The 24,419-nt window shown below is 55.7% G+C and carries 20 protein-coding genes; 6 read left to right on the top strand and 14 right to left on the bottom strand.

Translation table 11 applies throughout. The features are described 5' to 3' along the window. The 14 genes from OK409_RS20340 to OK409_RS20275 form a co-directional block, all read right to left on the bottom strand. On the bottom strand, positions 1 to 1,101 hold the full coding sequence (locus OK409_RS20340) for an alkylhydroperoxidase domain protein (protein WP_052270711.1): 1,101 nt from the start codon (positions 1,099 to 1,101) through the stop codon (positions 1 to 3). Next, entirely contained in the window at positions 1,098 to 2,105 is a 1,008-nt protein-coding gene (locus OK409_RS20335) for a putative FMN-dependent luciferase-like monooxygenase (protein ID WP_264367416.1), read from the bottom strand. The genes OK409_RS20340 and OK409_RS20335 overlap by 4 nt, the downstream gene beginning before the upstream one ends. Beyond that, positions 2,102 to 3,721 carry a dipeptide ABC transporter ATP-binding protein gene (locus tag OK409_RS20330; protein ID WP_033787060.1) on the bottom strand — a complete coding sequence of 540 codons (1,620 nt, stop codon included), beginning with the start codon at positions 3,719 to 3,721 and terminating at the stop codon, positions 2,102 to 2,104. Before OK409_RS20330 ends, OK409_RS20335 begins: the two co-directional genes overlap by 4 nt. Continuing rightward, a complete protein-coding gene (locus OK409_RS20325; protein WP_223564417.1) occupies positions 3,718 to 4,569 on the bottom strand; it encodes an ABC transporter permease in 852 nt (283 codons plus the stop codon). Before OK409_RS20325 ends, OK409_RS20330 begins: the two co-directional genes overlap by 4 nt. Beyond that, on the bottom strand, positions 4,566 to 5,507 hold the full coding sequence (locus OK409_RS20320) for an ABC transporter permease (protein ID WP_045140088.1): 942 nt from the start codon (positions 5,505 to 5,507) through the stop codon (positions 4,566 to 4,568). The genes OK409_RS20325 and OK409_RS20320 overlap by 4 nt, the downstream gene beginning before the upstream one ends. A 12-nt stretch (positions 5,508 to 5,519) precedes the next feature. Beyond that, positions 5,520 to 7,154, bottom strand: a complete 1,635-nt coding sequence (locus OK409_RS20315; RefSeq protein ID WP_264367415.1) for a TIGR04028 family ABC transporter substrate-binding protein — start codon at positions 7,152 to 7,154, stop codon at positions 5,520 to 5,522. Positions 7,155 to 7,501: 347 nt separating this feature from the next. Further along, the gene (nudI, locus tag OK409_RS20310; protein ID WP_022624355.1) at positions 7,502 to 7,927 is read right to left on the bottom strand and encodes a nucleoside triphosphatase NudI; all 426 of its coding nucleotides are present in this window, start codon (positions 7,925 to 7,927) and stop codon (positions 7,502 to 7,504) included. Between the two features lie 318 nt (positions 7,928 to 8,245). Then, the gene (locus OK409_RS20305) at positions 8,246 to 9,472 is read right to left on the bottom strand and encodes an MFS transporter (protein WP_264367414.1); all 1,227 of its coding nucleotides are present in this window, start codon (positions 9,470 to 9,472) and stop codon (positions 8,246 to 8,248) included. Positions 9,473 to 9,549: 77 nt separating this feature from the next. Then, positions 9,550 to 11,904: a GNAT family N-acetyltransferase gene (locus tag OK409_RS20300; protein WP_264367413.1), complete on the bottom strand. Its 2,355-nt coding sequence runs from the start codon at positions 11,902 to 11,904 to the stop codon at positions 9,550 to 9,552. A gap of 1 nt (position 11,905) precedes the next feature. Next, on the bottom strand, positions 11,906 to 13,198 hold the full coding sequence (locus tag OK409_RS20295) for a lysine N(6)-hydroxylase/L-ornithine N(5)-oxygenase family protein (protein ID WP_010247061.1): 1,293 nt from the start codon (positions 13,196 to 13,198) through the stop codon (positions 11,906 to 11,908). Between the two features lie 10 nt (positions 13,199 to 13,208). Next, entirely contained in the window at positions 13,209 to 14,762 is a 1,554-nt protein-coding gene (locus OK409_RS20290; protein ID WP_264367412.1) for a pyridoxal phosphate-dependent decarboxylase family protein, read from the bottom strand. Positions 14,763 to 15,314: 552 nt separating this feature from the next. Further along, entirely contained in the window at positions 15,315 to 16,688 is a 1,374-nt protein-coding gene (locus OK409_RS20285) for a PTS ascorbate transporter subunit IIC (protein WP_033760509.1), read from the bottom strand. A 39-nt stretch (positions 16,689 to 16,727) separates the two neighbouring features. Then, positions 16,728 to 17,000: a PTS sugar transporter subunit IIB gene (locus tag OK409_RS20280; RefSeq protein ID WP_010247066.1), complete on the bottom strand. Its 273-nt coding sequence runs from the start codon at positions 16,998 to 17,000 to the stop codon at positions 16,728 to 16,730. Positions 17,001 to 17,048: 48 nt separating this feature from the next. Continuing rightward, positions 17,049 to 17,498, bottom strand: a complete 450-nt coding sequence (locus OK409_RS20275; protein WP_010247067.1) for a PTS sugar transporter subunit IIA — start codon at positions 17,496 to 17,498, stop codon at positions 17,049 to 17,051. A 576-nt stretch (positions 17,499 to 18,074) separates the two neighbouring features. Between OK409_RS20275 and OK409_RS20270 the strand changes: the two genes are divergently transcribed. From OK409_RS20270 to OK409_RS20245, 6 genes are all read left to right on the top strand, one after another. Continuing rightward, a complete protein-coding gene (locus OK409_RS20270) occupies positions 18,075 to 18,809 on the top strand; it encodes a GntR family transcriptional regulator (protein ID WP_010247068.1) in 735 nt (244 codons plus the stop codon). A gap of 553 nt (positions 18,810 to 19,362) precedes the next feature. Further along, positions 19,363 to 20,361: an MsnO8 family LLM class oxidoreductase gene (locus OK409_RS20265; RefSeq protein WP_033768955.1), complete on the top strand. Its 999-nt coding sequence runs from the start codon at positions 19,363 to 19,365 to the stop codon at positions 20,359 to 20,361. Positions 20,362 to 20,384: 23 nt separating this feature from the next. After that, entirely contained in the window at positions 20,385 to 21,536 is a 1,152-nt protein-coding gene (locus OK409_RS20260; protein WP_264367411.1) for an amidohydrolase, read from the top strand. A gap of 80 nt (positions 21,537 to 21,616) precedes the next feature. Continuing rightward, positions 21,617 to 22,930: an LLM class flavin-dependent oxidoreductase gene (locus OK409_RS20255; RefSeq protein WP_022624348.1), complete on the top strand. Its 1,314-nt coding sequence runs from the start codon at positions 21,617 to 21,619 to the stop codon at positions 22,928 to 22,930. A gap of 11 nt (positions 22,931 to 22,941) precedes the next feature. Further along, positions 22,942 to 23,883 carry an ABC transporter substrate-binding protein gene (locus tag OK409_RS20250; protein WP_010247072.1) on the top strand — a complete coding sequence of 314 codons (942 nt, stop codon included), beginning with the start codon at positions 22,942 to 22,944 and terminating at the stop codon, positions 23,881 to 23,883. A gap of 10 nt (positions 23,884 to 23,893) precedes the next feature. Continuing rightward, positions 23,894 to 24,412, top strand: coding sequence for a GNAT family N-acetyltransferase (locus tag OK409_RS20245; protein WP_010247073.1), 519 nt, complete (start codon positions 23,894 to 23,896; stop codon positions 24,410 to 24,412). Positions 24,413 to 24,419: the final 7 nt, after the last annotated feature.

Below are 24,419 nucleotides of genomic sequence, written 5' to 3'. Positions count from 1 at the left end.
TTATCCCTGTTGTTCCGGCAGAAAAGGTTCGCCCAGCGTCAGCATCAGGCGATTAGCCCAGGCAAAAAAGGCGGTTGATTGAATCAGATCGAGCAGGGCGAGCGTATCCAGACCCTGTTCACGCAGTGCAGAGAGCTGCGACTGTGTCGGCTGGGCAGGGGTCAGCGACAGTGCTGCTGAGAATGCAATGATCGCCTGCCAGCGCGCGGCGTGTCCGTGAGATAACACCGCGCCGGGTGCAACATTCAGCAGCTTCTGTACCGCTTCATCCTGCTTTGAGAGCTGGCTGGCTTTACGCGCATGGACTGAGGCGCAGTAAATGCAGCCGTTGACCTTACTCACCACGGTGGCAGCCAGTTCGCGCTCGGCGCGTGGCAGCCCTCCTGCGGTATAAAAAATGCCTTTATCGGTCAGGGTGCGCTGTTCCAGCAACGGCAGATTGCGCGCCAGCAGGCGAAAATAGTCGGAGTCGGTGTGACCGAATTTTGCCAGTGTCGCCTGCTCTTCCTCGCTGAATTCCGTCAGCGGTTTTGCCGGCAGCCAGGGCTCCCAGCCGAGTTCCTGTTGCGTAAACGCGGTCAGGGCAGTTTTACCGCTGGCGGTATGTAAGGCCTCGTGCCAGTGACCGGCGACTACCGGGGCAACCTCACCCGACGCCTCATCGCCCTGTAAGCTGCGCAGACCCGCCAGCAACCGGCTCTGAAAACTGACAAATGCCACCAGCTGTGCCAGTGTGACAATGCCGCGCAGGCTCCAACCCGCCTGTTTCAAAGCCTCCAGATGCGCGGGAGCAGCAGTAACCGGCTCAAAGGTCAGGCGATGGGCAAAAGCCTGTGCCGCGTTGATCCGAACACTCCCGGCCAGACTCTCCTGTGGCTGGTAGTGCGCCTGCAGGCCGGGTTGTGCATGCCAGCCGGCAACCTGAGCAGCCAGCAGACGGCGCTCCGCCAGCGGAAAATCTTCATCACCCTGGCTAAACAACAGGGTGTAGCTACCCTGAGCATGTTGTGTGGCGGCGTGACGTGTCTGGCGCGCATGGGCCAGTTCGGAATCGGGATCGATATCTGCCAGTGTGGCGATCAAATCGTCAGGTTGATTCATGAAATTCTCCTGTGAGGTTCGCCAGCGGCACGAAGCGCGGGCGCAAGATGTTGGGCAATCAGTTCAATCGAGCGCAGCGTGTCGGCATGCGAAGGCTCAACCGAATGCACCTGAAATGAGATGTCGGTGACGCGCGCCAGTGCGCTGTCCTGCGCCAGCGAGTGCTGCACCTGATCGATGCCGCCAACATGGGCATCAAACTGCGCCAGCAGGTCATCAAAGCGTTCACCGCGTAATTCGCCACGATACTGCGCAGCCTGCTGACGAATTCCCGGTTCAGCTACCTGACGGGCATAGCGGTCAGAATCGGCCACGAATGCGGTACGGGAGGCGAGGATGCGCGGCGTGATTCCCGCAGGAAGTGCCGCAAGATAGGCATCGATCAGCGGATTCTGCAATGCATCCAGCGGCAGCTCAGGCTGGCCCGCCGGGCGCGGCTGGGTGCGGGACAGCATCAGACCATGGCCGCCCTGAGCGGCACGGATTGCGCCCTCAACCGAGAAGGTGGCGATCCACACCCGTCCGGCAAGCTGCGGCGCGGCGGGATAGAGATGATTATCAGGATGCCCCAGTGAATCCCCGCGCCAGGCGCTGAGCAGCGTATGCAGATGGTCGGCAAAAGCGGCACCGCGCTCGGTAAAGGTCAGACCAAACGGCAAAAACGAATCCGGCGTGCCACCGGAGCCCAGCCCGATCTCCAGCCGCCCATCTGCCAGCAGATCCAGTACTGCGGCATCTTCAGCCACCCGCAGCGCATTTTCCATTGGCAGGGTGATGATGGCGGTGCCGAGCCGGATGGTGCGGGTCTGCGCGGCGACATGCGCCAGGAAGAGCAGCGGCGACGGCAGACCACCCTCATCCTGATGAAAATGGTGCTGAGCAATCCACGCATTATCAAATCCGCAGCGTTCGGCATGCTGAATCTGTTCGGTGGCCAGCTGATAGCGCTGTTTCGCCGGCACCTTATCCAGCAGTCGGGTAAAAAATCCGAGACGTCGGCTCATGCTGACTCCTTGTGGGTTAAGGGAATAAGCGGAGGAATGGCAGCCATTAATTCCCGGGTATAAGGATGCTGTGGCGCACTGAAAATAGTGACAACGTCACCTTGCTCTGCGACTTCGCCCGCTTTTAACACCGTGACGCTGTCGGCAATCTGCCGCACCGTCGCCAGGTCGTGCGTGATAAACAGATAGGTCAGACCCAGTTCGGCCTGGAGCTGCTGCAACAGGTCGAGGATTTGCGCCTGCACCGTGACATCCAGCGCCGAGGTCGCCTCATCCAGTACCAGAATCTCCGGCTTGCAGATCAGTGCCCGCGCAAGCGCCACACGCTGCCGCTGTCCGCCGGAAAGTTCGTGAGGATGACGTGAAAGAAGAGAGAGCGGCAGCGCCACCCGCGTGGTCATCGCTTCTACGCGCTCACGGCGCTGACTACGGCTCAGCCGCTCAAAATTACGCAGTGGCTCTTCAATAATTGCATATAGCGTCTGACGCGGATCGAGCGAGGCAAATGGGTTCTGATAGACAAACTGGATCTTCCGCCGCAGCTGACGCAGCGCCTCGCCGCGTAATCCGTTGACCACGATGCCATCCAGCGTCACCTCGCCGCTGTCGGCGGTTTCAAAACCCATAACGATGCGCGCCAGCGTGGTTTTGCCTGAGCCGGATTCGCCTACCAGTGCATGCGTAGTGCCGCGCGCCACCTGAAAGCTGACCTGGTTCAGCGCCTGCAAACGCTGCTGTTTGCCCAGCGAAAAGCTTTTCATCACGCCGGTTGCCCGGATGGCGGGGGCAGAAAAACGGGCGGTTGCAGATTTAACTCTGGCGGGTCGCTGTGGTGCCGCATCATTCAGTAACTGACGGGTATAAGGATGAGCAGGCGCGCTGATAACCTGTTCAGTGCGGCCCGATTCCTGAATCTCGCCGTGACGAAACACGATAATACGATCTGCGCGTTGCGCCGCCAGCGCCAGGTCGTGGGTGACAAACAGCACGGCGGTGCGGGACTCCTGCCGCAGGTTGTCCAGCAGATCGAGAATGCGCTTTTGCACCGTGACATCCAGCGCGCTGGTCGGCTCATCCGCAATAATGATCTCCGGCTGCAGGGCGAGGGCAATGGCGATCAATACCCGCTGCTTCATGCCGCCCGACAGCTGATGCGGATACTGCTTAACCCGCTGTTCCGGATGGCTGAGGCCGACGCGATTCAGCAGGTCAATCACCCGCTGCTGGCGCTGCGCTGACGGTAATTTCAGGTGCAGTCGCAGGATCTCTTCCACCTGTTCGCCGACCGTTTTCACCGGGTTCAGGGAATTACCGGGATCCTGCGGCACCAGACTGATGCGCGCCCCGCGCAGGGTATCGAAGCGCTTTTGCGACCACTGACTGATATCCACGCCGTTGAGCAGGATTTCGCCCCCTTCGCGGCGGCCATTTTCCGCCATCAGACCCATTATCGCCTGTGCGGTGGTGGTTTTACCGGAGCCGGACTCCCCGACCAGCGCCACCATCTCACCGGGCTGCAGCTCGAAGCTGACATTATGTACCACCGGCTGCCAACGGTTGCCGCTGCGATAGCTTAGCGTCAGATTATTGACCGCGAGTAACGGCTGAGCGCTCATCGGCGTCCTCCTGAAAGTTGCTGGCTGATGCGATTGGCTGCGAGCACAACAGCGACCACCACCACACCAGGAAAAGTGGTCAGCCACCAGGCGGTAGCCAGATAATTACGCCCTTCAGCGATTAACAGACCCCATTCCGGCACCGGCGGTGGGGTGCCGTAGCCGAGGAAGCTCAGAGTCGACAGCGCCAGAATCGCCTGACCAAATTGCAGGGCGGCATAGGCGATCACCGGCGTCAGCGCATTGGGCAGAATGTGACGCCACAGCACGCTGAAAAAGCGGCCGCCGCTGCCGTAAGCCGCTTCGACATACTCACTGTGACGAATGCGCACCACTTCGGCGCATGCCAGTCGGGCGAAGCTGGCGATGGAGGCAATGCCCACCGCTAATGCGGCATTCAGGGTGCCGAAGCCGAGTAAAATCAGCACGCTCAGAGAGAGCAGCAACGCCGGAATCGCCAGCAGGACATCCACTGCGCGCATCACAATTGATTCAGTTTTGCCACCGATAGCCCCTGCCACCAGACCCAGCGCGGTACCTGCCAGCAGTCCGATCGCCACCGCCATGACGGCGGCGGAGAGCGAATGGGACGCGCCGTAAACGATGCGGGCAAAAAGATCGCGGCCGAGCTGATCGGTGCCGAGCCAGTGTCCGGCCTGCGGAGCGAGTCGCTGTGCACCCGCAACGCCTTCAATCGGGCTGGCCTGGGTAAAGAGGGCCGGGAACAGGGCTGCCAGTACGGCCAGCAGCATGACTGAAACGGCGAGCCACAGGCCCGGCGAAAACTGTAAAGTGCGCATCTTTGCCGCCACGGGTTGCCGCGCAGCAGCGTAATCAACCAGACTCATGTTGCACCTCGTAACAGCTGTAAGCGCGGGTCAAAGAGCGGCATCAGCAGATCCACCAGCAGGTTGATCACCACAAAACCCAGCGCAGAGATCATCACCACCGCCTGCAACACCGCCACATCCTGATTGTTCACCGCCTGCTGCGTCAGCTGACCGAGACCGCCCAGGCCAAACACCGTTTCGGTGATCAGCGCACCGGCAATCAGTTCTCCCAGCAGCAGGCCCGCCACGGTGAGCACCGGCAGCATGGCGTTGCGCAGGATGTGCCGCCACAGCACAGAGTGCTCGCTGGCTCCTTTGGCGCGCGCCACCGCCACAAAAGGCCGGGTTGAAACCTCATCGATGCTGCGCAACAGAATCTGAGCCAGCGGCGCTGAGATCGGCACGGCGACCGTAATGATGGGCAGAATCAGTCCCTGCCACGGTGAGGGATTGATTACCGGGATCCAGCGCAGCTGGAATGAGAAGAGCTGAATCAGGGCTATGCCGAGCCAGAAGGTCGGCACTGAGATAAACAGCGCGGGCAGTGACTGCAGCAGATTACGCAGGCCGCGCAGGGCAGGCAGCCGCGACAGTGTCGCCAGCACGAATGCCAGCAGTGTCGCCAGCAAAAAGCCGCACAGGGCCAGTCGCAGCGTGCCAGGCAGATTGCTGGTCAGCAGTTCACTGACCGGCACGCCCGCCTGCACCGAATAGCCGAAGTCGCCGTGCAGCATCGCCACCAGCGTGTGCAGATATTGCTGCCACAGCGGGCTGTCCGCGCCATAGGCCTGACGCATCTCAGCAATCTGCTGCGGACTCAGGCCGAGATCCGGATTCTGAAATTTGATCAGGACCGCATCGCCTGGCAGCACCTGCAGCAGCACAAACGACAGGGTAAACGCGGCCCACAGGACCAATACCCCCAGGCCAGCACGTTGCAGCAGATAATGACGCATCCTCACCTCCGGTTACTGTTTTTCCAGCCAGGCGCCATAGAGTGCCGGACGGCCTACCGCTTCAAAACTGACCCCTTTCAGCCAGGGCGCACCGGCATAGACCTGCGGCTCTTCGAAGATCGGAATCACATAGGCCTGGTCCAGCAGATACCGCTGAACGTCACCGGTCAGCTGTAATCGTTTTGCCGGGTCAACTTCAGCGGAGATGGCGACCAGCAGCTGGTTCAGCTTGTCATCACGGAAGTTTTTCACTTTGTCGCTGGAGCCGCCTTTCTGCAGCAGGTTGTCGCGGTTAGCCGGATAGAAACTGCTTTTGATCACGTCGGGATCGGCGCGGCCGACTTCGGTGACGTTCAGCGGGGTCTTAAGGGGGTCGAGATTATCCAGCGTTTTGCTGCCGGCATCGCCCGCTTTAACGCTGAGGGCGACGCCCGCCTGGCGCCACTGCTGTGCCACCAGTTGCAGCACCTCTTTGTTTTGCGGCTGCGGCAGTGATTCATAGACGGTTAGCGCCAGTCGCTGGCCTGCTTTTTCACGGATGCCATCGGCACCCGGTTGCCAGCCCGCCTGGTCCAGCAATGCCTTCGCTTTTGTCAGATCAAAAGTGAGTTTGTCCGCCAGATTGACGTAGCCGGCGGCGGTGGTGGCCACGACCGAGGTTGCCTGCGGATAGTTCGGCGAGAAGAGCGTCTCAACCACCTGTTTCGCATTGGTGGCGTGCAGCAGCGCCTGACGCACCCGGATATCGCTGACCAGCGGATTATCCGGACGGAAGCTGAGGCTGTCGTTTACACCACGGGTCGGCGCGGCATAAACCGGGAAGTTCTGATCTTTAGCCTGCTTCTCGTCGTAGGCCTGCACCTGGCGGATCAGGCCTGCCTGGCCCGCCAGCAGTGCACCGATACGCACGCTGTCTTCCGGCGTCACGATCACTTTTATCGCATCCAGATTGGCCGGACCTTGCTGCTGAATGTTTTTCGGTCCCCACTGATAATCTTTACGCGCTACCAGATCCACCTCCCGACCGAGCTTCTCATCACTGACCACAAACGGGCCGGAGCCGACAATGTGACGCGCATCGCCCAGCTGATCGAAACTGCGCGCCAGGGTACTCAGCGAGACCAGGCCAGAGCCAATGGTGGCGGTGCCCTGTAAAAATCCGGGCGAGGGTTTTTTAAAATAGAATTTCACCGTCAGCGGGTCGATCACTTCGCTGCGTTCATAGTTATTAATCACTTCCGATACCGGCAGGCGCAGCGCTTTATTTCCCAGCCCGTAGGTATCAAAGTTTTTCGCCACCGCGTTCGCATCTAATGGTGTGCCATCGGAAAAAGTCACGCCAGGCCGTAATTTAAAGGTATATTCGGTTTTGTCGGCATTGGTGGTCCAGCTTTCCGCAATCCAGGGTTCAACCTGCAGCGTTTCGGGATTCTGCCAGGTTAATTTATCGGTAATCTGATTGAGAATGCCGCCATTAGGGTAAAAGCCGCCGGCAGGCGGATAGAGGTTGGTATGTGCCTGCTGTTCAAGATAAATCAGCGTACCGCCTTTGACCGGTGCAGCCACCGCGTTAAAGGTCAGAGTCCCGGCAAGTAAAGTAAAAACCAGCGTTTGTGCGCGTGGTTTAAGGGGAAATAACGTCTTCATGGTGAATTCCTTTGTTATCAATTGCCTCAGCAGGCGGAATCATCATCGAATGACGCAACACACAGATAAAGTAACGATTTGGTCAAAGCTTATCTGAAAAAAATAAATGCGGGATTGGGTGGTTGATATTAGTCTGAATGGGATGACCTAAGATAAACGTTCAAAGTGTAAATCGGCATCCATTGCCAGAGCAGGGAGCCCATGAATAGAGTGTAAGATGAGGCAGTGTTGAAACACTGGACATGCCAGAAAACGCTGAAGTTTTCCGTTGCATAAGCACTGCCCCGTTTAGCTAAAATCGTACTTAAGTTATCGATAGACTTTTAAGGAGATCCTGCAATGCATATTCAGATAAGTCCTTTTTGGCTAAACGTAATCCGGGTGGCTTCATTCAGATCAATGTTTTTTAAAGCCTCAGGTTCTACCCAGATAATCTCCTGAAACTCTTCATTGAAGGTTATTGTTCGGTTTGCGCTCAGACAATCAAAGATAAGATAGATCATATAAATTTCTTCAGTCATTCCATCAGAATAGGTTTTGATTCTGACATCATCCCGAAACGTCCAGGGTGTGATATTTGTTATCTTGAGCGCCTCGCCTAATTCTTCCCTGATTTCCCGCTTTAATGCTTCTTCGATTGTTTCACCTGGCTCCATTCCGCCGCCTGGCAAAGCCCACTGTCCAGGAAAAACACCCCTGTCAGATGCCATTTTACATAGCAAATATTTACCCTCATTTTGAATGACCGGGCACACAATGACTCTCTGTCGCATTACTTCTCCTTATTGATGTTAAAAATTCCAGATCTGAAATGGGCGGTTCAGAAGGCCGATAGTTGTTTTGTCATTTTTCTGGTCATACTTACCGCTCAACAGCTTAGCGAGACAATGCTTCTGACACCGATGTCACAAAAGTGGCATTCCTGTTATAAAAACCAGGAAGCACTCTTAAGAATCCTCAAATCAGAAAGATTATAACCATGGATATTGTAAGGGTATGGTGCGGCGATCACGCTTTAATGATGCCGTAATCGGATTCTTTATGGTTAGCAGTGCGGGCAAGTACTATATCGCACTGCTAAATATATTCGATTATTCCGTGCACAATTTCCGCTGGTCTGCTCGTAGAAAAGCGCTGACCAGAACCAGCCACAGCAGACCGCAGATCAGGTTCACCACACTGAAGCCGCCGGTGCCGTAACTAAAATACGCGGTTTTGGCTGCTTCAATGCCCAGCGCAATAATCAGAATACTCACCATGCCGAGCATCGCCGCCACGCTGCCTTTTCCGGCGCTGCTGGAAAAAAGCGTCATGCGATAGAGTCCGGCGCTGACCAGCCCGGCGCCGAAGCCGTAGAGGCTAATTCCGGCAGTCAGCCACAGATAGCTTTGCGGATTTAGCACGGTAGCGGTTACTGCGATTGCCAGCCCGCAGACCACCGGCCAGGCACCGAGCCGTAACGGCTGTTCAATGGGCAGACGGCTGGATAAGCGTCCCAGCGTCAGGTTGCCCGCAATCATGGCGGCGAAGACCGGCAGCTGTAACAACGCATAGCCGATGCGGCTGAGTCCCGCATCGTGGATTAATATCACCGGCGACAATGCGACCCATGCGATGCAGGGCACGGTGACCAGCCCGATGGCCAGCGAGCCGCGCATCACCTGACGATCCTTCAGCAATGCCGCGTAACCGCTGATAATCGATCGCAGCGACAGCGGTTTCTGCCGGTCACCTGCGGTTTCGGGCATCGCATACCACAGACCTGCCAGCGCCAGCGCCGCAATAGCGCCAATCAGCCAGAACAGGGTGCGCCATTCACCCACGGTAAGAAAAGCCGCACCCACCAGCGGACCGGCCAGCGGGGCCAGCAGGGCGACGTTGGCCATCAGCGCCATCATTTTGATGCTGAGCGATTCCGTAAACGCCTCCTGCACCGCCGCGTAGCCTACCGCGCCAATAAAACAGAGGCTGACGCCCTGCAGAAAACGCAGCAGGACGAACTGCTCAATGCTTTGCACCCAGTGCGTCGCCACACACGAGAGCATAAAAAAGGCCACGCCGCTGAGCAGCACCGGACGCCGCCCGATACGGTCAGAGAGGGGGCCAAGCAGCCATTGCAGCATAATGCCACCGGCCAGATAGGCGGTGAGCGAAGTAGAGACCCACTCCGGCCCGACCTTAAATTCCTGAGTCACCAGCAGCATGCCGGGCTGGATCATGTCGTGAGCGATATAGGTAGCGAACTCAAACAACACCAGCGACAGCGGAAAAATCAGATGTCGTCGGGTCAGTTGCGCGACCGGTTCGAAAGAAACCATTACAAATACCTGCGATAAAGCCATTAAAAAAGCGGCCACCAGGGTGACCGCATAATTTCAGCGTGACGGTGTAACGCTTATCGCCAGCGGGCGATCGGGTTATTCAGCGTTCCGGCGAACTTGAGGTTCTCAGCGGGATCGGCGAGGTTTATCATCTGCTGGTTATTCGCCAGCTGCAGGCGGTTCAGACAGGAGCGGGTAAACTCCGGCGCGAACATGTCATAGCGCGCGAACTTAGTGGCATGCTCCGGGTGCGCCTGCTGGTAATCCTTCACGCAATGCGCCACCGCCTGCCAGAACTCTTCCTCCGGCAGCGTTCCTGACTGATGCAGAATCGCGCTGATAAAGCGGAAGATGCAGTCAAACACATCGGTGAAGATCGAGAGCAGCTTCAGGTTCTCCGGCACATCCACCGCCAGACGCTGCACGCCTTCCGGCAGCACCGCATCCGGATTCATCACGGCGATCTCTTCGCCGATATCCTTCATGTATGCACTGACCGGCACGTTGTTCTCCAGCAGCATGATGAGGTTTTCACCGTGCGGCATAAACACCAGGTCATGCTGATAGAAGCAGTGCAGCAGCGGGCTGAGATAGCAGGTCAGGTAGCGTTCTATCCACTGCTTCGCGGGCAAACCAGAATCCGCTATCAGCGCAGGCAGCAGTGCCTGCTGATGGTGATCGACGTGCAGGAAAGAGGCCATGGTCATCAGACGCTGGCCGGACTGCAGGCTGGCCGCAGGATTATCCCGCCACAGCGCTGCAAACATCTTTTTATAGGCGGAGTCGCCTTTGATCGCCTGCTCATAGTAGCGGTTGTGATAGCCGACCGCCGCGACTTCGCGCAGGATGCGGAAATCACAGCGATTCAGCCACGCATCGCCAGCAACCAGTTGTTCCAGCCAGCCGTTTATCGCGGGCGTTGTCGCCATATAGTAGGGGGACAGTCCGCGCATAAAGCCCATGTTCAGCACCGACAGGGCGGTTTTCACGTAGCGCTTCGCGGGCTGGCTGCGGTTAAAGAAAGTGCGGATCGACTGCTGCGCCTGGTAAGCATCGTCTCCGGTGCCGAGATAAACAATATCGTGACTGGCGATGTCCGCCGCAAACACGGTCAGCAGCTTGTTCTGCCACTGCCACGGATGCACCGGCATCAGGATATACTCCTCAACCGCCAGCCCTTTATTCACCAGCTGCGCAGTAAACTGCTCCAGGGTGGTGTCGCCCAGTTCATCACGCATCAACTGCTCATAGCTCAGCTCGCTGAGGCTGGAGAAATGGGCGTTGCGGCGATGAACCGCGACCCAGATGAGGTGAACGGGCGCGGCGGCCTCGGGCGCATACGCCAGATAATCATGGGCATCGAAGCCAATACGCCCGTTGTTGGCAACAAAGCAGGGATGGCCTTCGGTCATCGCCGCTTCCACCGTCTGGAAATCGGCTGAGACCAGCGCCTGGCTGTCAGGATTATTCTTCTGCAGCTTATAAACGCTGCTGCACAGCGTGCTGCTGATCTCTTCCATGTAGGTCGCCAGCAGTGCCTGTGTAATGCCGATCTCCCCGTTAAACTCCACGATAAATTTCAGCGCATCCAGCGGCAGATCACGACCGTTCTCCTGCTTGCGCAGTGAGCCGGCGTCGATTTCCCAGTGATCCAGCGCCAGCCGCGACGCCCGGAAATGGTAGCTCGCTTCACCGCCTGGCACCGCAAGCTGATAGCTGCCGTCGCCCGACTCCTGTGGCGTAATGATTTTCTCATGCGCGAACTCGGCAATCGCTTTACGGATCAGCATGCGGTTTGCCTGCGCCCATTGGTCGCCCGTCAGATGTGTACCGTTCATCAGCGAAGAGGGGGTGTTCATAGTCTGCGACTCCTGCAGTAACGCGTGTTGATAATCTTCCCGCTGGCAAAAGGCCAGCCAGGCGGTTTTATGACCCATGTCGATGGTGTGCTGATAGCGGAACCCGGCACGCTTATTCAGCACGTGAATCTTCTCATTGCGCACATCTGGCTCTACCACCACGCGGCGCACCTCGGGGCGGCTGAACATGTAGTCCATCACCAGCGTGAAGACCTGCCAGCTGAAGGCTCTGATCGGCTGGCTAGCGGGGGCAATCAGGATATGCATGCCGTAATCATCGGGTGCGGCAGGATAAAATTTGCCGACCTCGTCGTCGCAGGCGCGATAGCACTCAATCAGGCAGACCGGCTGGTCGTTGCAGCAGCCAATCAGCGCAGCATGGGGATCGGCAGCAGTCAGCGTCTGATAGAACTCAGCGACCTGATTCAGGCTCTGCTGCTGCATACCCCAGAAGCGGGCGTAATCGCGGGTGACCCAGCGATGAATCAGCGGCGCATCGCTGGCGAGCATGGGCCTCAGGGTGAACTGGCCTGCGGGGCGGGCGGCGCTGAACAGTGTTTGTGAACTCATCTCAGTGCTCCGATTTAGCCGGGAAGGTCTGGAAGGCAATCTGACGCTCGATCGGGTAGACCTCGCGTCCGGTCAGTTCGCGCAGCAGCACCGAGTTGCGGTAGCAGGCCATGCCGAGATCCGGCGTAACAAAGCCGTGGGTGTGTAGTTCGGCGTTCTGCACGAAGATCTGATTGTGATAATCGATGCTGTAGTTGCGCTGCACGTCGTAGCGGCCTTTGTCATCCCAGCGCAGGCGGGCGTTGATGCCCTCTAAAAACATCGGTGGCTGGTAGTGATAGCCGGTCGCCATCACCAGTCCTTCGGTGCGACGGGTGAAGGTGCAATCCTGCTCCTCCTGATGCAGCGTCAGCTCGAACTCTCCCTGTGGCAGCCAGCGCATAGCGGTCAGCGCCGAGTGAGTAAACAGGTTAACGTTCAGATCGCCGTCGAGCTGTTTGACATACATCAGGTCATAAATGTCGTTAATCAGGCTGCTGTTGATGCCTTTGTAGAGATTCTTGTGGCGCGCATTCAGTTCGTCACGGGTGCTGGCGGGCAGCGCGTGGAAATAGTCGACCCACTCCGGCGAGGTCATCTCCAGCGTGAGCTTGGTGTACTCCAGCGGATAGAAGCGCGGCGCGCGGGTGATCCAGTTGAGCTGATAGCCAAAGCGGTCGATATCGGTCAGCAGGTCGTAGTAGATTTCTGCCGCGCTCTGGCCGCTGCCCAGCACGGTGATGGAACGCTTCTGCTGCAGTTCCGCTTTGTTGACCAGATAGTGGCTTGAGTGCGTCAGGCGCTGGCGGTGCGGCTGGCTGCACTCCGGCATCCAGGCTTTAGGCCCGGTGCCGAGGATCAGATGTCGTGCCAGATAGTTCTGTTTCTGACCATTCCGGGTGTCGGTCACCTGGAGTTGATAGACGCCAGCCGCCTCATCGTAGCTGACATACTCGACGTGGCTGTTCCAGCGCAGATTAGAGAGCCGTGAACTGGCCCACTGGCAGTACTGATTATACTCTTTGCGCATCAGGAAGAAGTCTTCACGGATATAAAAAGAGTATAATTTCCCCTTTTCCTTCATGTAGTTAAGCAGGCTGTAAGGGCTGGTCGGATCGGCGAGTGTCACCAGATCGGCCATAAACGGCGTCTGCAGATGGGCATTTTCCAGCATCATGCCGGTGTGCCAGTCAAAGCCCGGGTTCTCATCCAGGAAAAGACCGTTCAGTCCCTCAACCGGCTCACTCAGACAGGCCAGACTCAGGTTGAAAGGGCCGATACCGATACCAATAAAATCGTAAACGGAATTATTCATTTCAGAGCTCTCACTGTTTCGCCGCGTTCAGCGCAGACGCACGTACCTGCTCGCGGCCATAGTGCGCGATCAGGCTCAGCACATCTTCGATGTCGGCGATGGTCGTGGTGGGATTTAACAGGGTGAATTTCAGGTACTGACGCCCATCGACTTTGGTTCCGGCAATCACTGCGTTGCCGGAGCGGAAGAGCGCTTTACGGATAGCGGCGTTGATTTCGTCGATCTGTGCGTCGCTGGCGTTTTTGCCGGGCACGTAGCGGAAAATCTGGGTGGTCAGCTCAGGCGCGTGCAGCACTTCGATAGCAGGATGCGCAGTTAACCGCTCATGAGCCGCCTGTGTCAGCTCTATCAGCGTATCGAAAGCGTCACCCAGCGCCGCCGGACCCATCACGCGCAGGGTCAGCCACATTTTCAACGCATCAAATCGGCGGGTGGTCTGAATGCTTTTGTTGACCAGATTCGGCGTGCCTTCCTGCTGGGCACTGAGCGGATTCAGGTAATCTGCATGGTGCGTGACATGCTTCAGGTTGTGGCTGTCCCGCACAAAGAACGCACCGCAGCTGACGGTCTGGAAGAAAGATTTGTGATAATCGACGGTGACGGAATCAGCCCGTTCAATGCCATTCAGGCGTGAGCGATGATTCTCTGAGACCAGCAGCCCACAGCCGTAAGCGGCGTCAACGTGCATCCACAAACCATAATTGTCACAGAGACGGGCAATCTCCGGCAGCGGATCGATGCTGCCAAAGTCCGTGGTGCCGCTGGTGGCAACCACAGCAATCGGGATCAGCCCTTCACTGCGACATTTCTCGATCTCCTTAGCCAGGCACGCTGCGTCCATACGGTAGTGGGCGTCGTGATCAACGGCGATAACTGCGTCATAGCCCAGCCCTAAAATCGCCATCGATTTCTGGATGCTGAAGTGGCTGAGTTTTGAGGTAAACACTCGCCATTTCGACGCGGTCTCAGGCAGGCCGCGATGCTTAATCAGATGCCCCGGATGATGTGCCGCGCACCAGCTATCACGCGCCAGCAGCATTGCCATCAGGTTGGATTGGGTGCCACCGCTGGTGAAGATCCCATCAGATCCGGCAGGCAGGCCGATGCGGCCAAGCGTCCAGTCGATCACCTTCTGCTCAATCAGCGTACCGCCTGCGCTCTGATCCCAGGTGTCGACCGAGCTATTCACTGCCGCCATAATCTGCTCAGCCATCAGAGAGGGCAGCACGACCGGGCAGTTCAGGTGCGCCAGATATTTAGGGTGGTGAAACCAGACGGCGTCACGCAGATAGAGCTGACTCAGCTCTGTCAGGGCGTCATCGTTGTTACCCAGGGGACGATCGAGATCGACCTCACTGAATTCCGCCGCCAGTTCATGGGGCAGGATACCGCTGAAAGGCTTCTCAACGCCGGTAACGGTACGGGTCATCAGCGCCAGCACCTCCTGAGTCTGCTGCGACCAGTCCGCCAGTTGCTGATCGTTAAAAATAGCCGTTTCGGCACCGCTGGCATTGGATGCTGGCGCGAGATCCTGTGCCGCCTGAGTGGATGAGCGTAAAAGCATGTTCAGTTCCTGTGCGTTAATACCAGTGACCCTGCCGACGTAAGGTCAGCAGCGTTGGATGTCCGCTCAACAACTCCAGTAAACATAAAACTAACTAACCAGATAAAAACCCTGACCATTAAATGGATTAGTGTTTTCACCTTAAAAAGAGTAAATACCGCATATTATTTGTGGATTTGGCAGCGTTAAACGCTTTGTTATATGCGGATGAGAGTGTAAATGTTAATCATTATCATTCAAATGTTTTGTTGTTAAATTTTATTTATTAGTATGTCTAATGTTGAAAATGTGATGTTGATCACTTTTCTGGATCGGAATAATCCTTTTTTTACGCGGTTTAGCGCCATCAGATGTCAGGTAATTGGGATTGCGATTAGTGGCTATTGGTCAGGGGTGGGCGAAAACGAGTGGTAATAATAATTTTAGTTGGCGCTAAATGAGGCTCATTCTGATTGGTATTCAGGCGGGGCATAAGCGGAGCTGTAAAGCAGGTTACACACAAACAACCAGAAAGCGCTCATTGCCCTTTCTGGTTGCCATTAAGCGTTCTGATTATCCTGCATTTGTTTCTACAGGTGTCTTCTTTTTAGCCGTAAAGTTATAAATCACTAACAAGCCAAAAATGCCGGTGATAATCATGGTAATGGTTCCCTTATCCATAAAGTGAGCCATATTACCCAGCAGGATGCCGGTGACGCCGAAGTCGGTATCCGAGAAGGTGGTGTTGGTCAGCCCTATCTGTCCGAGTACCGGCAGCAGGGCGACAGGCAGGAAGGTAATTAACAGGCCATGAGCAAAGGCACCGCAAATCGCCCCACGCTTGCCGCCGGTCGCATTACCAAACACGCCAGCCGTAGCGCCACAGAAGAAGTGAGGAACCACACCCGGCAGAATCAATACCCAATGCAGCTGACCGAGAACAAACAGCCCCACCAGGCCACCGACAAAGCTGGAGATAAAGCCAACCAGCACCGCATTCGGGGCGTAGGGGAAAACAATCGGGCAATCCAGCGCCGGTCTGGCTTCCGGAACCAGTTTTTCTGAAAAGCCGGTAAAGGCAGGGACAATTTCAGCCAGGATTAAGCGCACACCCTGCAGAATGATAAAGACACCCGCCGCGAAGGTAATGGCCTGGATAAAGGAGTAAACAAGGTAGTTCTGACCATTGCTGAAATTAGCCTCTACATATTCTTTACCGGCAGACACCGACAGGATTAAGTAGATAATCATCATCGTCAGAGAGATCGAGATGGTACTGTCACGCAAAAAACTGAGGTTTTTTGGCATGTTCATCTCTTCGGTGGATTTAGATCCTTTGCCTACCAAAGAGCCGATCCAGCCTGATAAGACATAGCCAATTGTCCCGGTATGCGCCAGCGCGACATGGTCGCCACCAATGATCTTACGCATATAGGGCTGGGCGATCGCCGGGAAGGTGGCCATCAGAATGCCCAACAGCAGTGACCCGGTGTAAATAAGCTGAATACCTTCAAAACCGGCAACCGATAAAATAATCGCGATCATACAGGCCATATAGAACGTCACATGCCCTGACAGATAGATATATTTCAGTCGGGTGAAGCGGGCGACAACGATGTTGGCGACCATGCCGAAGGCCATGATCATCGTGGTAGGCGCACCATATTTTGCCAGAGCGATAGAGACCATCGCTTCGTTATTAGGAATGATGCCCTGAACATCAAACGCATGTTTGAAAATGTCGCCCAGTGGCGTCAGTGAACCGACCAGAACGGTTGCGCCGCCTGCCAGTACCAGGAAGCCCAGAATAGTTTTTACCGTGCCCTTGATAACATCAGGAAACGGCTTCTTCTGCGCAATCAGTCCGAAAAATGCCACCAGTCCGACTAATATAGAGGGCACTTTCAGCACGTCGACGACGAACTGCAAAAGATTTTGAGTAAACATATTAACCTCGAGGGTAAGGTGTTTATCTAATTATTAGCGTCACTTTTTCTCAAAATACTCACGTATTTTCTGCTCCACTTCTTTCAGGTCAATGATGTTATTAATGATGATGACCTTCTGTTCAGGAAGGTTTGCGCTATAGGCAATGTCTTTGGCCATAACAAAAACATCTGCCACATCGGGGGTGACAGAGCCGAGATCCGAATGTTCCACTTCAGCTTCAACACCGATCGTTTTAAGCACTTTCTTGATGTTCATTTCCATCATGAAGCTGCTGCCTAAACCTGAACCACACACCGCCATAATTTTCATATCAAACCTCATTAACTAATGATTAAAAGTCGCGTTTCAACGGGCAGACTAAACGCCTGATAAAATCGTCATGAGCGCTTCTTTGCTGCTCGCATTGAATATCTGCGCCATGATCTCTTCATCGGACAGCACTTCCGCCAGCTGGGAGATCATTTCGATATGGCTATTACTGTCCGGTGCGGCAAACATGAAAATAGCCTTCACCGGATCGTTCTCTTCGGAGTCAAATTTCACTGCTGTACCCAGCAGCACAATCGACAACCCCAGTTTGTGTGCGCCTTGTTCCGGGCGTGCGTGGGGCATGGCAATCTGGGGCGCGATGACAAAAAAGGGGCCGATCTCCTCTTTTTGCTGAATAATCGCATCAATATAATCCTGCGATATTGCGCCCTCACTGAGCAGAGGACGTCCCGCAATAACTAACGCTTCCTGCCAGTCAGTCACGCTTTCGACGTACTGGATTTTCTCGTTATTTAACCACTTAGCCAGGTGTGACATCGTCTTACTCCTCCTGTTTAAATGCGCAATAAAATTTAACTAAACGCATAAACCGTGTGGCGTTTGCCTGCTCCCGGTTGCGCATAACCCATCTCATATAAAATTTTCTCAACCGGAACAGGGCCTGTTATGCATTCCGATTTTTCATAAATTCCTGAGTATGTACAGTCAGTTTCCCTCAAAAACCCCGTTATCACTTTTTTAGATAAACTTTTTGTCAGCAGAGCGATACAAAAATCGAATGTAGTAAAAGGAGGTAACATCCTTAAAAGTCATGATTTTCATGGAGTTATTAAAAAAATATTTTCTCATTGTTCAGATGGGGTTATATTTCACAACGGTCATCACATCTGTACATGTTAAAGGTGTCTAGTCATCCTGATGATGTCCTTCGACGTGTACGGACACAACATGTAAAGTTAAAATATTGCTTATCAGGCTTAACATCAGTGCCAATTTGATAAGTTGATCACATATTCAGCTAGCGGAAGTGGTACTCATCCGGCAATGTCAGGCAGAACTGTACTGACACGGATTAGAGGGAGTCTGTCCTTCACTCAAACGGGAAGAAAGCCAATGGTTGATGGCATTACTGAAAAACAAAAAGAGGTTGTTGATTACATCCTCAATAAAATTAAGGATGATGGCCTTCGACCCGGAGAGAAACTGGATACCGAAATATCAATTGCCAAAAGTATCGGCATTACTCGCGCAACGGTGCGTGAAGCCACACGCATTCTGGTGGAGCAGCAGAGAATTTACCGGGTTAAAGGGTCGGGTATTTTTGTCGGTTCCACGGAAATGAGTAGCCAGGCGAACCGATATCATGTGCTTTCACCTTTTGATTATCAGGCGCAAAGAAATGGTCATAAAGGTGTAAGGAAAATCATATCGGTCAGCATAATCAAGGTTCCTTCTGCTGATATCGCTCAGGCGCTGCGTATTAAAAACAGCGATCAGATCTATAAAATTTTACGCCTGATGTGTTTCGATGACATCCCGGTAGCTCTGGAACATATTCACCTGCCGGTTAATATGTTTAGCAGCATGGAGTTCAGCAAGCTGGAACTGTCAAAATATGCCTACATTGAAGAAGTTACCGGTAAGAAAGTGCAGCTAAGGGACCAGCATTTAACGGCCGTCAATCTTACGGATACACAGTCGCTTACACTGCTTAATTTAGCGGAAGGGGATGCTGTCATTCAGCTTAATGAAACTGTTTATCTCGACGACGGCGTTCCATGTGAAGTCAATGTGGCGCTTATCAACACCCGATTTTTCCCGTTGAAACAAAATTCGCAACGGCCTTAGAAAAATAATCTTGTTTCTGGGCTCAATGCTTTGCTGTGCCCAGATATGACCCTATCAGACAGATTCATGCCCGGTTTACACCTCTCATTACAGTAGAGGATCTTAATTCCGGATAATGTATAAGGTCCTGTAAATCATCTGGCAGTTGCAATGAGTTATCTCTGACTCAATTGCATTCTTCATATGCTTATTTATCTATCTGGCGACCCGTGCTTCAACATCCTGTGAAGAATGTATTTCAATGCCATGAATTCAGGCTGTCTGAATTTCTGCAGTCGCGGCTAACAACAGCTGTCATCTCTCCATACGTAAGACGATTTTCTGCAAACCTTTGCCAGTTCGCCGATTTTACTCACCTGAATATCAGGCAACAAATAGCGTTATACGCAAAATATCTGCCTGATTACCTGTTTCAGAGCCCGTTTTCCCTCTTTCACTTCTCACTGTTCTCCATTATGACGAAATCAATAATGCATAAAACAATATGATGTTTTACCAATGATCGACTGCGCAGCACACTGGTCTGCAACCGGAATAAACAAGGACCAGGTGAATGGCATATCGATTAAGTCTGTTAGATAAAGCGCCCGTGCTGCAGGGTGAATCACCCACCGCGGCGCTGCAGCGCACGCTGCAGATGGCGCAGCGGGCAGAGGAGTGGGGTTATCACCGCTTCTGGCTGGCGGAACATCACAACACCGCGCAGCTGGCCAGTCCTTCACCTGAGGTATTGATTGCCTGGATCATTGCCCAGACACGACATATTCGCGTCGGATCGGGCGGCGTGATGTTGCAGCACTACAGCCCTTATAAAGTGGCAGAGAATTTTAACCTGCTCGCTTCGCTGGCACCGGGCCGTATTGACCTCGGCGTGGGCAAAGCGCCGGGCGGACTTCCACTCTCCACCCATGCGCTGCAACAGGGTGTTGATGCCGCTAAAAAAGGGAGCTTTGCCGAACAGCTTCAACTGCTGGATAGCTGGCTGAAGCCCGGTCAGGCTGATCCTGACGATGAGGGTTTAGCCGCCACGCCACTGCCGCCACGTCCGGCGAACCGTTTTCTGCTGGGTGCCAGTGAAGAGAGCGCACTGCTGGCCGCCAGTCTGGGCTGGCAGTTTGTCTTTGCCGCTCACCTCAATGGCGACCGCCAGTTACTGGAGCATGCGCTGAGTACCTACTCCCGCCTGAGCCAGGGTCAGCGCGCCCTGGTGGCCGTGCAGGTGGTGGTAGCCGACTCACCCGCCGGGGCTGACCTGCTGGTAGCCAATCTTCGTCACTACCATGTAGCGGTGAAAGATGGCCCGAGCGTCAACGTCGCCAGCCTTGAGCAGGCGGAGCGCTATGTGCGTCAGGGCGGATACCGCGATTATCAGATTGAGCCGCGCACGCCGTCACTTCTGAAAGGCACGGCGGCGCAGGTTCATGCCCAGCTGGACGCGCTGCATCATAATTTTGACATTGATGAGTTTGTTATCGACACGCCGATTACTGAGCCGGTTGCACGTCTGCAGTCACTTGAACTGCTGGCCACGCATCATCTGGTCGCAGCCTGAATCCCCGTCAGTGGAGAGTCATCATGAACCCTGAGTCACAACTGATTGAATGGCGACGCGAACTGCACACCTGGCCGGAGCTGTCGGGTCAGGAGTTCGCCACCACCGCGCGACTGCGGGGCTGGCTGCAGGCGGCGGGCATCCGGCTGCTGGACTATCCACTGGAAACCGGCGTGGTGGCAGAAATTGGCAGCGGAGAGACGGTGATCGCGCTGCGCGCCGACATCGATGCGCTGCCGATCCATGAGGCGAGCGGGGTGCGTTTTCACTCCCGCCATCCTGGCGTGATGCACGCCTGCGGCCACGACCTGCATAGTGCGGTCATGCTGGGCGCGGCGTTAACGCTCAACGCACAGCCCGATCGGTTAGCTGGCCGGGTGCGCATCCTGTTCCAGCCTGCTGAAGAGATAGCGCGCGGTGCGCGTCAGTTTATTGAGGCGGGGGTACTGGATGAGGTGCAGGCTATCTTCGGGATGCACAACGAGCCTTCGCTGCCCGTCGGCACCTTTGCCACCCGCAGCGGGGCGTTCTACGCGAATGCTGACAAATTTATTATTCGCGTCACCGGCAAAGGCGCACATGCCGCGTATCCGGAGCAGGGTGTCGACAGCATTGTGACGGCCAGCCAGATTATCCAGGCGTTACAGGGAATCACCAGCCGCAGCTTCAGTGCCCTGGACAGTCTGGTACTGAGCATTACCCGCATCGACGGCGGCAAAAGCTGGAATGTATTACCCGGCGGCGTTGAGTTTGGCGGCACGGCCCGAACCCACGATTTACAGGTGCGCGCCGAACTGGAACAGCGGGTGCGCACGCTGGTTGAGCACTTCGCCGACGCCAATGGCGCGCAGGCAACCCTGAGCTGGCACCCTGGCCCGCCAGTGCTGATTAACGATGCGCACTGGGCGACCTTCAGCAGCGAAGTGGCGCAGCAGGCGGGCTATCGGGTGCAGACCGCCGATCTCCATCTGCTGGGTGAGGATTTTGCCTTCTATCTGCAACAGGTGCCGGGGGCGTTTGTCAGCATCGGCAGCGCCAGTGACTTTGGTCTGCACCATGCCAGCTTTACCCCGGATGAGGCGCTGATTGCGCCCGCCGCCGACTACTTCGCCCGACTGGCCCGCCAGGCGCTGCAACATCTTAACGCGCGATGTCGGGAAGCCATTCTGAACTGAATTCATCTGCAACCCGCTAAAGCACGACGGTTCTGACCACCGTCGTCGGGCATCGCTACGACTAAAAAAGAGAGAGCATCATGACCACAAGACAACTTCGGCTGGGCACCATTCTGCATGGCGCATCGGGAAACATGTCCGCCTGGCGCCATCCGGCGGCGCAGGCCGATGCCAGTATTAATCTGGATTACGCCAAAAAAATTGCCCGCAAGGCGGAGCAGGGCAAACTCGATTTTCTGTTTGTCGCCGACGGGTTGTTTATTAACGAAAAGTCGATCCCGCACTTTCTGAATCGCTTTGAGCCGCTGACGCTGCTCTCAGCGCTGGCGGGCGTCACTGAACATCTGGGGCTGGTTGGCACGGTATCGACCTCTTACAGCGAGCCCTTCACCGTGGCGCGTCAGTTTGCCAGCCTTGATCATCTCAGCGGCGGGCGTGCGGGCTGGAACGTGGTGACGTCACCGCTGGAAGGCTCGGCCAAAAACTTCTCACGCCAGCAACACCCGGAGCACGCATTGCGTTACCGCATTGCCGATGAGTATCTGCAGGTGGTGAAAGGATTGTGGGATTCGTGGGAGCAGGATGCTTTTGTGCGTGATAAGGCGAGCGGACAATTTTTCGATCCGGCGAAGCTGCACACGCTCGATCATCACGGTGATTTCTTCCAGGTACAGGGGCCGCTGAACATCGCCCGCACGCCGCAGGGTCGTCCGATTATCTTCCAGGCGGGCGCGTCCGACGACGGTAAAAAACTGGCGGCGCGTCATGCTGACGCCATCTTCACCCATCAGCCGACGCGTGAAGAGGCGCAGGCATTTTACCAGGATGTGAAACAGCAACTGGTGGCGAATGGCCGTCAGCCAGACGATTTGCACATCTTCCAGGGTGTCAGCGTGATTGTTGGCGATGATGCCGAGGACGTGGAACGCCAGTATCAGACCACGGCGGCGCTGGTGTCGATTACCGATGCGCTTAACTACCTCGGGCGTTTCTTCGACCATCACGACTTCTCTCAGTACCCGCTGGATCAGCCGTTCCCGGATATCGGTGACATCGGTCAGAACAGCTTCCGCAGCACCACCGACGAGATCAAACGCAAAGCACAGCAGCATGGGCATACCCTGCGCCAGGCCGCACTGGAAGCGGCAACGCCACGCCCGCTGTTTCACGGCACGCCGGAAGAGGTGGCGGATGGCCTGCAGCTCTGGTTTGAAACCCAGGCTACTGACGGCTTCATCATTAATGGCGGCACGCCCGATACCTTTGAACGTTTTGTTGACCGCGTGGTGCCGATTTTGCAGGCTCGCGGCCTGACGCGCCGCGACTATCCGGGCAGCACGCTTCGTGACAGCTTCGCCCTGAAACAACCCGTTAATCAGTTCACCTCACAATAAGAGCACAAGCCATGAACAAAACATCGCGTCTTATCGCCCTGCTTATTCTGGCGGCCAGTAGCCATGCGCTGGCTGAAGATACCAGCGTCTCCTATAACGGCCAGCGCGTCAGCCTTGAAGCTAACAAAGCGCCGATCAATACCGTGAAGAATCCGGAGGCGATCGCGCAACTGCCTGCGGGTCATCGTTTTGTGGTGCCGGGTTCCTTTACCGTGGCAGTCGCAGCGCTGAACTCCCCGCCGTTAACGGTGTTTTCCGATGACAACAAAACCCTGCTTGGCAGCGAAGTGGATATTGCCCGGCTGGTGGCTGACAGCCTGGGATTAAAACTCAACGTGGTGCCAGCTTCATGGGAAGACTGGCCGCTGGGTGTGGCCTCGGGCAAGTATGACGCGGCGATCTCCAACATTACCGTGACCAAAGATCGTAAAGAGAAGTTCGACTTCGCCACCTACCGCAAAGATTCACTGGGTTTTTATGTCAAAACCAGCAGCCCGATAAAGTCACTGACCAAAGCAGAAGATATTGCCGGGCTGAGGATCATTGTGGGATCCGGCACCAATCAGGAGGCGATTCTGCTGGCGTGGGATAAAGAGAATCAGGCAAAGGGACTGAAAGCCTTTACGCCGGTATATACCAAAGATGATGCCGCTCAGACGCTGGCGCTGCAGGCTGGCCGGGCTGATGCCTACTTTGGTCCCAATGTGATTGGTGCCTGGAAAGCGGCACTGACCGGCAAAACCCGTCTGGTCGGCAGCGTCGATGGCGGCTGGCCCAAAGCGGCGCACATTGCCGTTACCGTGAAGAAAGGCAGCGGTCTGGCGGAACCGATCAGCACCGCGCTGAACGGTGTGATCGGCAACGGTGACTATCAGAAGGTGCTGAACCGCTGGGGTGAAGGTGTTGAGAAGATCGATCGTTCTGAAATCAATCCCGCCGGGCTGGGCGACTAAGGAGCTGACCATGAGTGAATCCACTTTTCGCGAAGTTTCACCCGACGCGCCGGAATTGCAACCGATCCTGGGCGGCCTGTTTGGCGAATATTCCGCACGCTATGGCGACTATTTTTCCCGTCGTAACGAGCTGGAACAGGAGCTGACCGAATGGTATCTGCCGCCGCAGGGGCTGTTTATCGTGCTGGAGCGTGACGGCGAGATCATCGCGATGGGCGCTTATAAACCCTATGACCCGCAGACCGCCGAGCTGAAGCGCATCTGGACCCGCAGCGATCTGCGGCGTCAGGGGCTGGCGCTGGTGGTGTTACAGGAGCTGGAGCGTCGCGCCTTACAGGCGGGATATCAGCGGCTGTTTCTCACCACCGGCTTCCGTCAGCCGGAGGCGGTGCGGCTCTATACCGGTCACGGTTATCAGCCACAGTTCGATCTCAGCGGGGATCTGGAGCGTTATGGCCAGCCGCCGCACGACGGACGACTGCGTTTTATCAAAGTGATCGGCGTCTATAACGTCGCCGCGGCAAGTTAAGAGGTGA

It is taken from the genome of Pantoea sp. RG18, from assembly GCF_025910075.1.
GTDB classification, from domain to species: domain Bacteria; phylum Pseudomonadota; class Gammaproteobacteria; order Enterobacterales; family Enterobacteriaceae; genus Pantoea; species Pantoea agglomerans.
The sequence above is the reverse complement of the archived record's forward strand: the minus strand, read 5'-3'. Positions and strand labels throughout refer to the sequence as shown.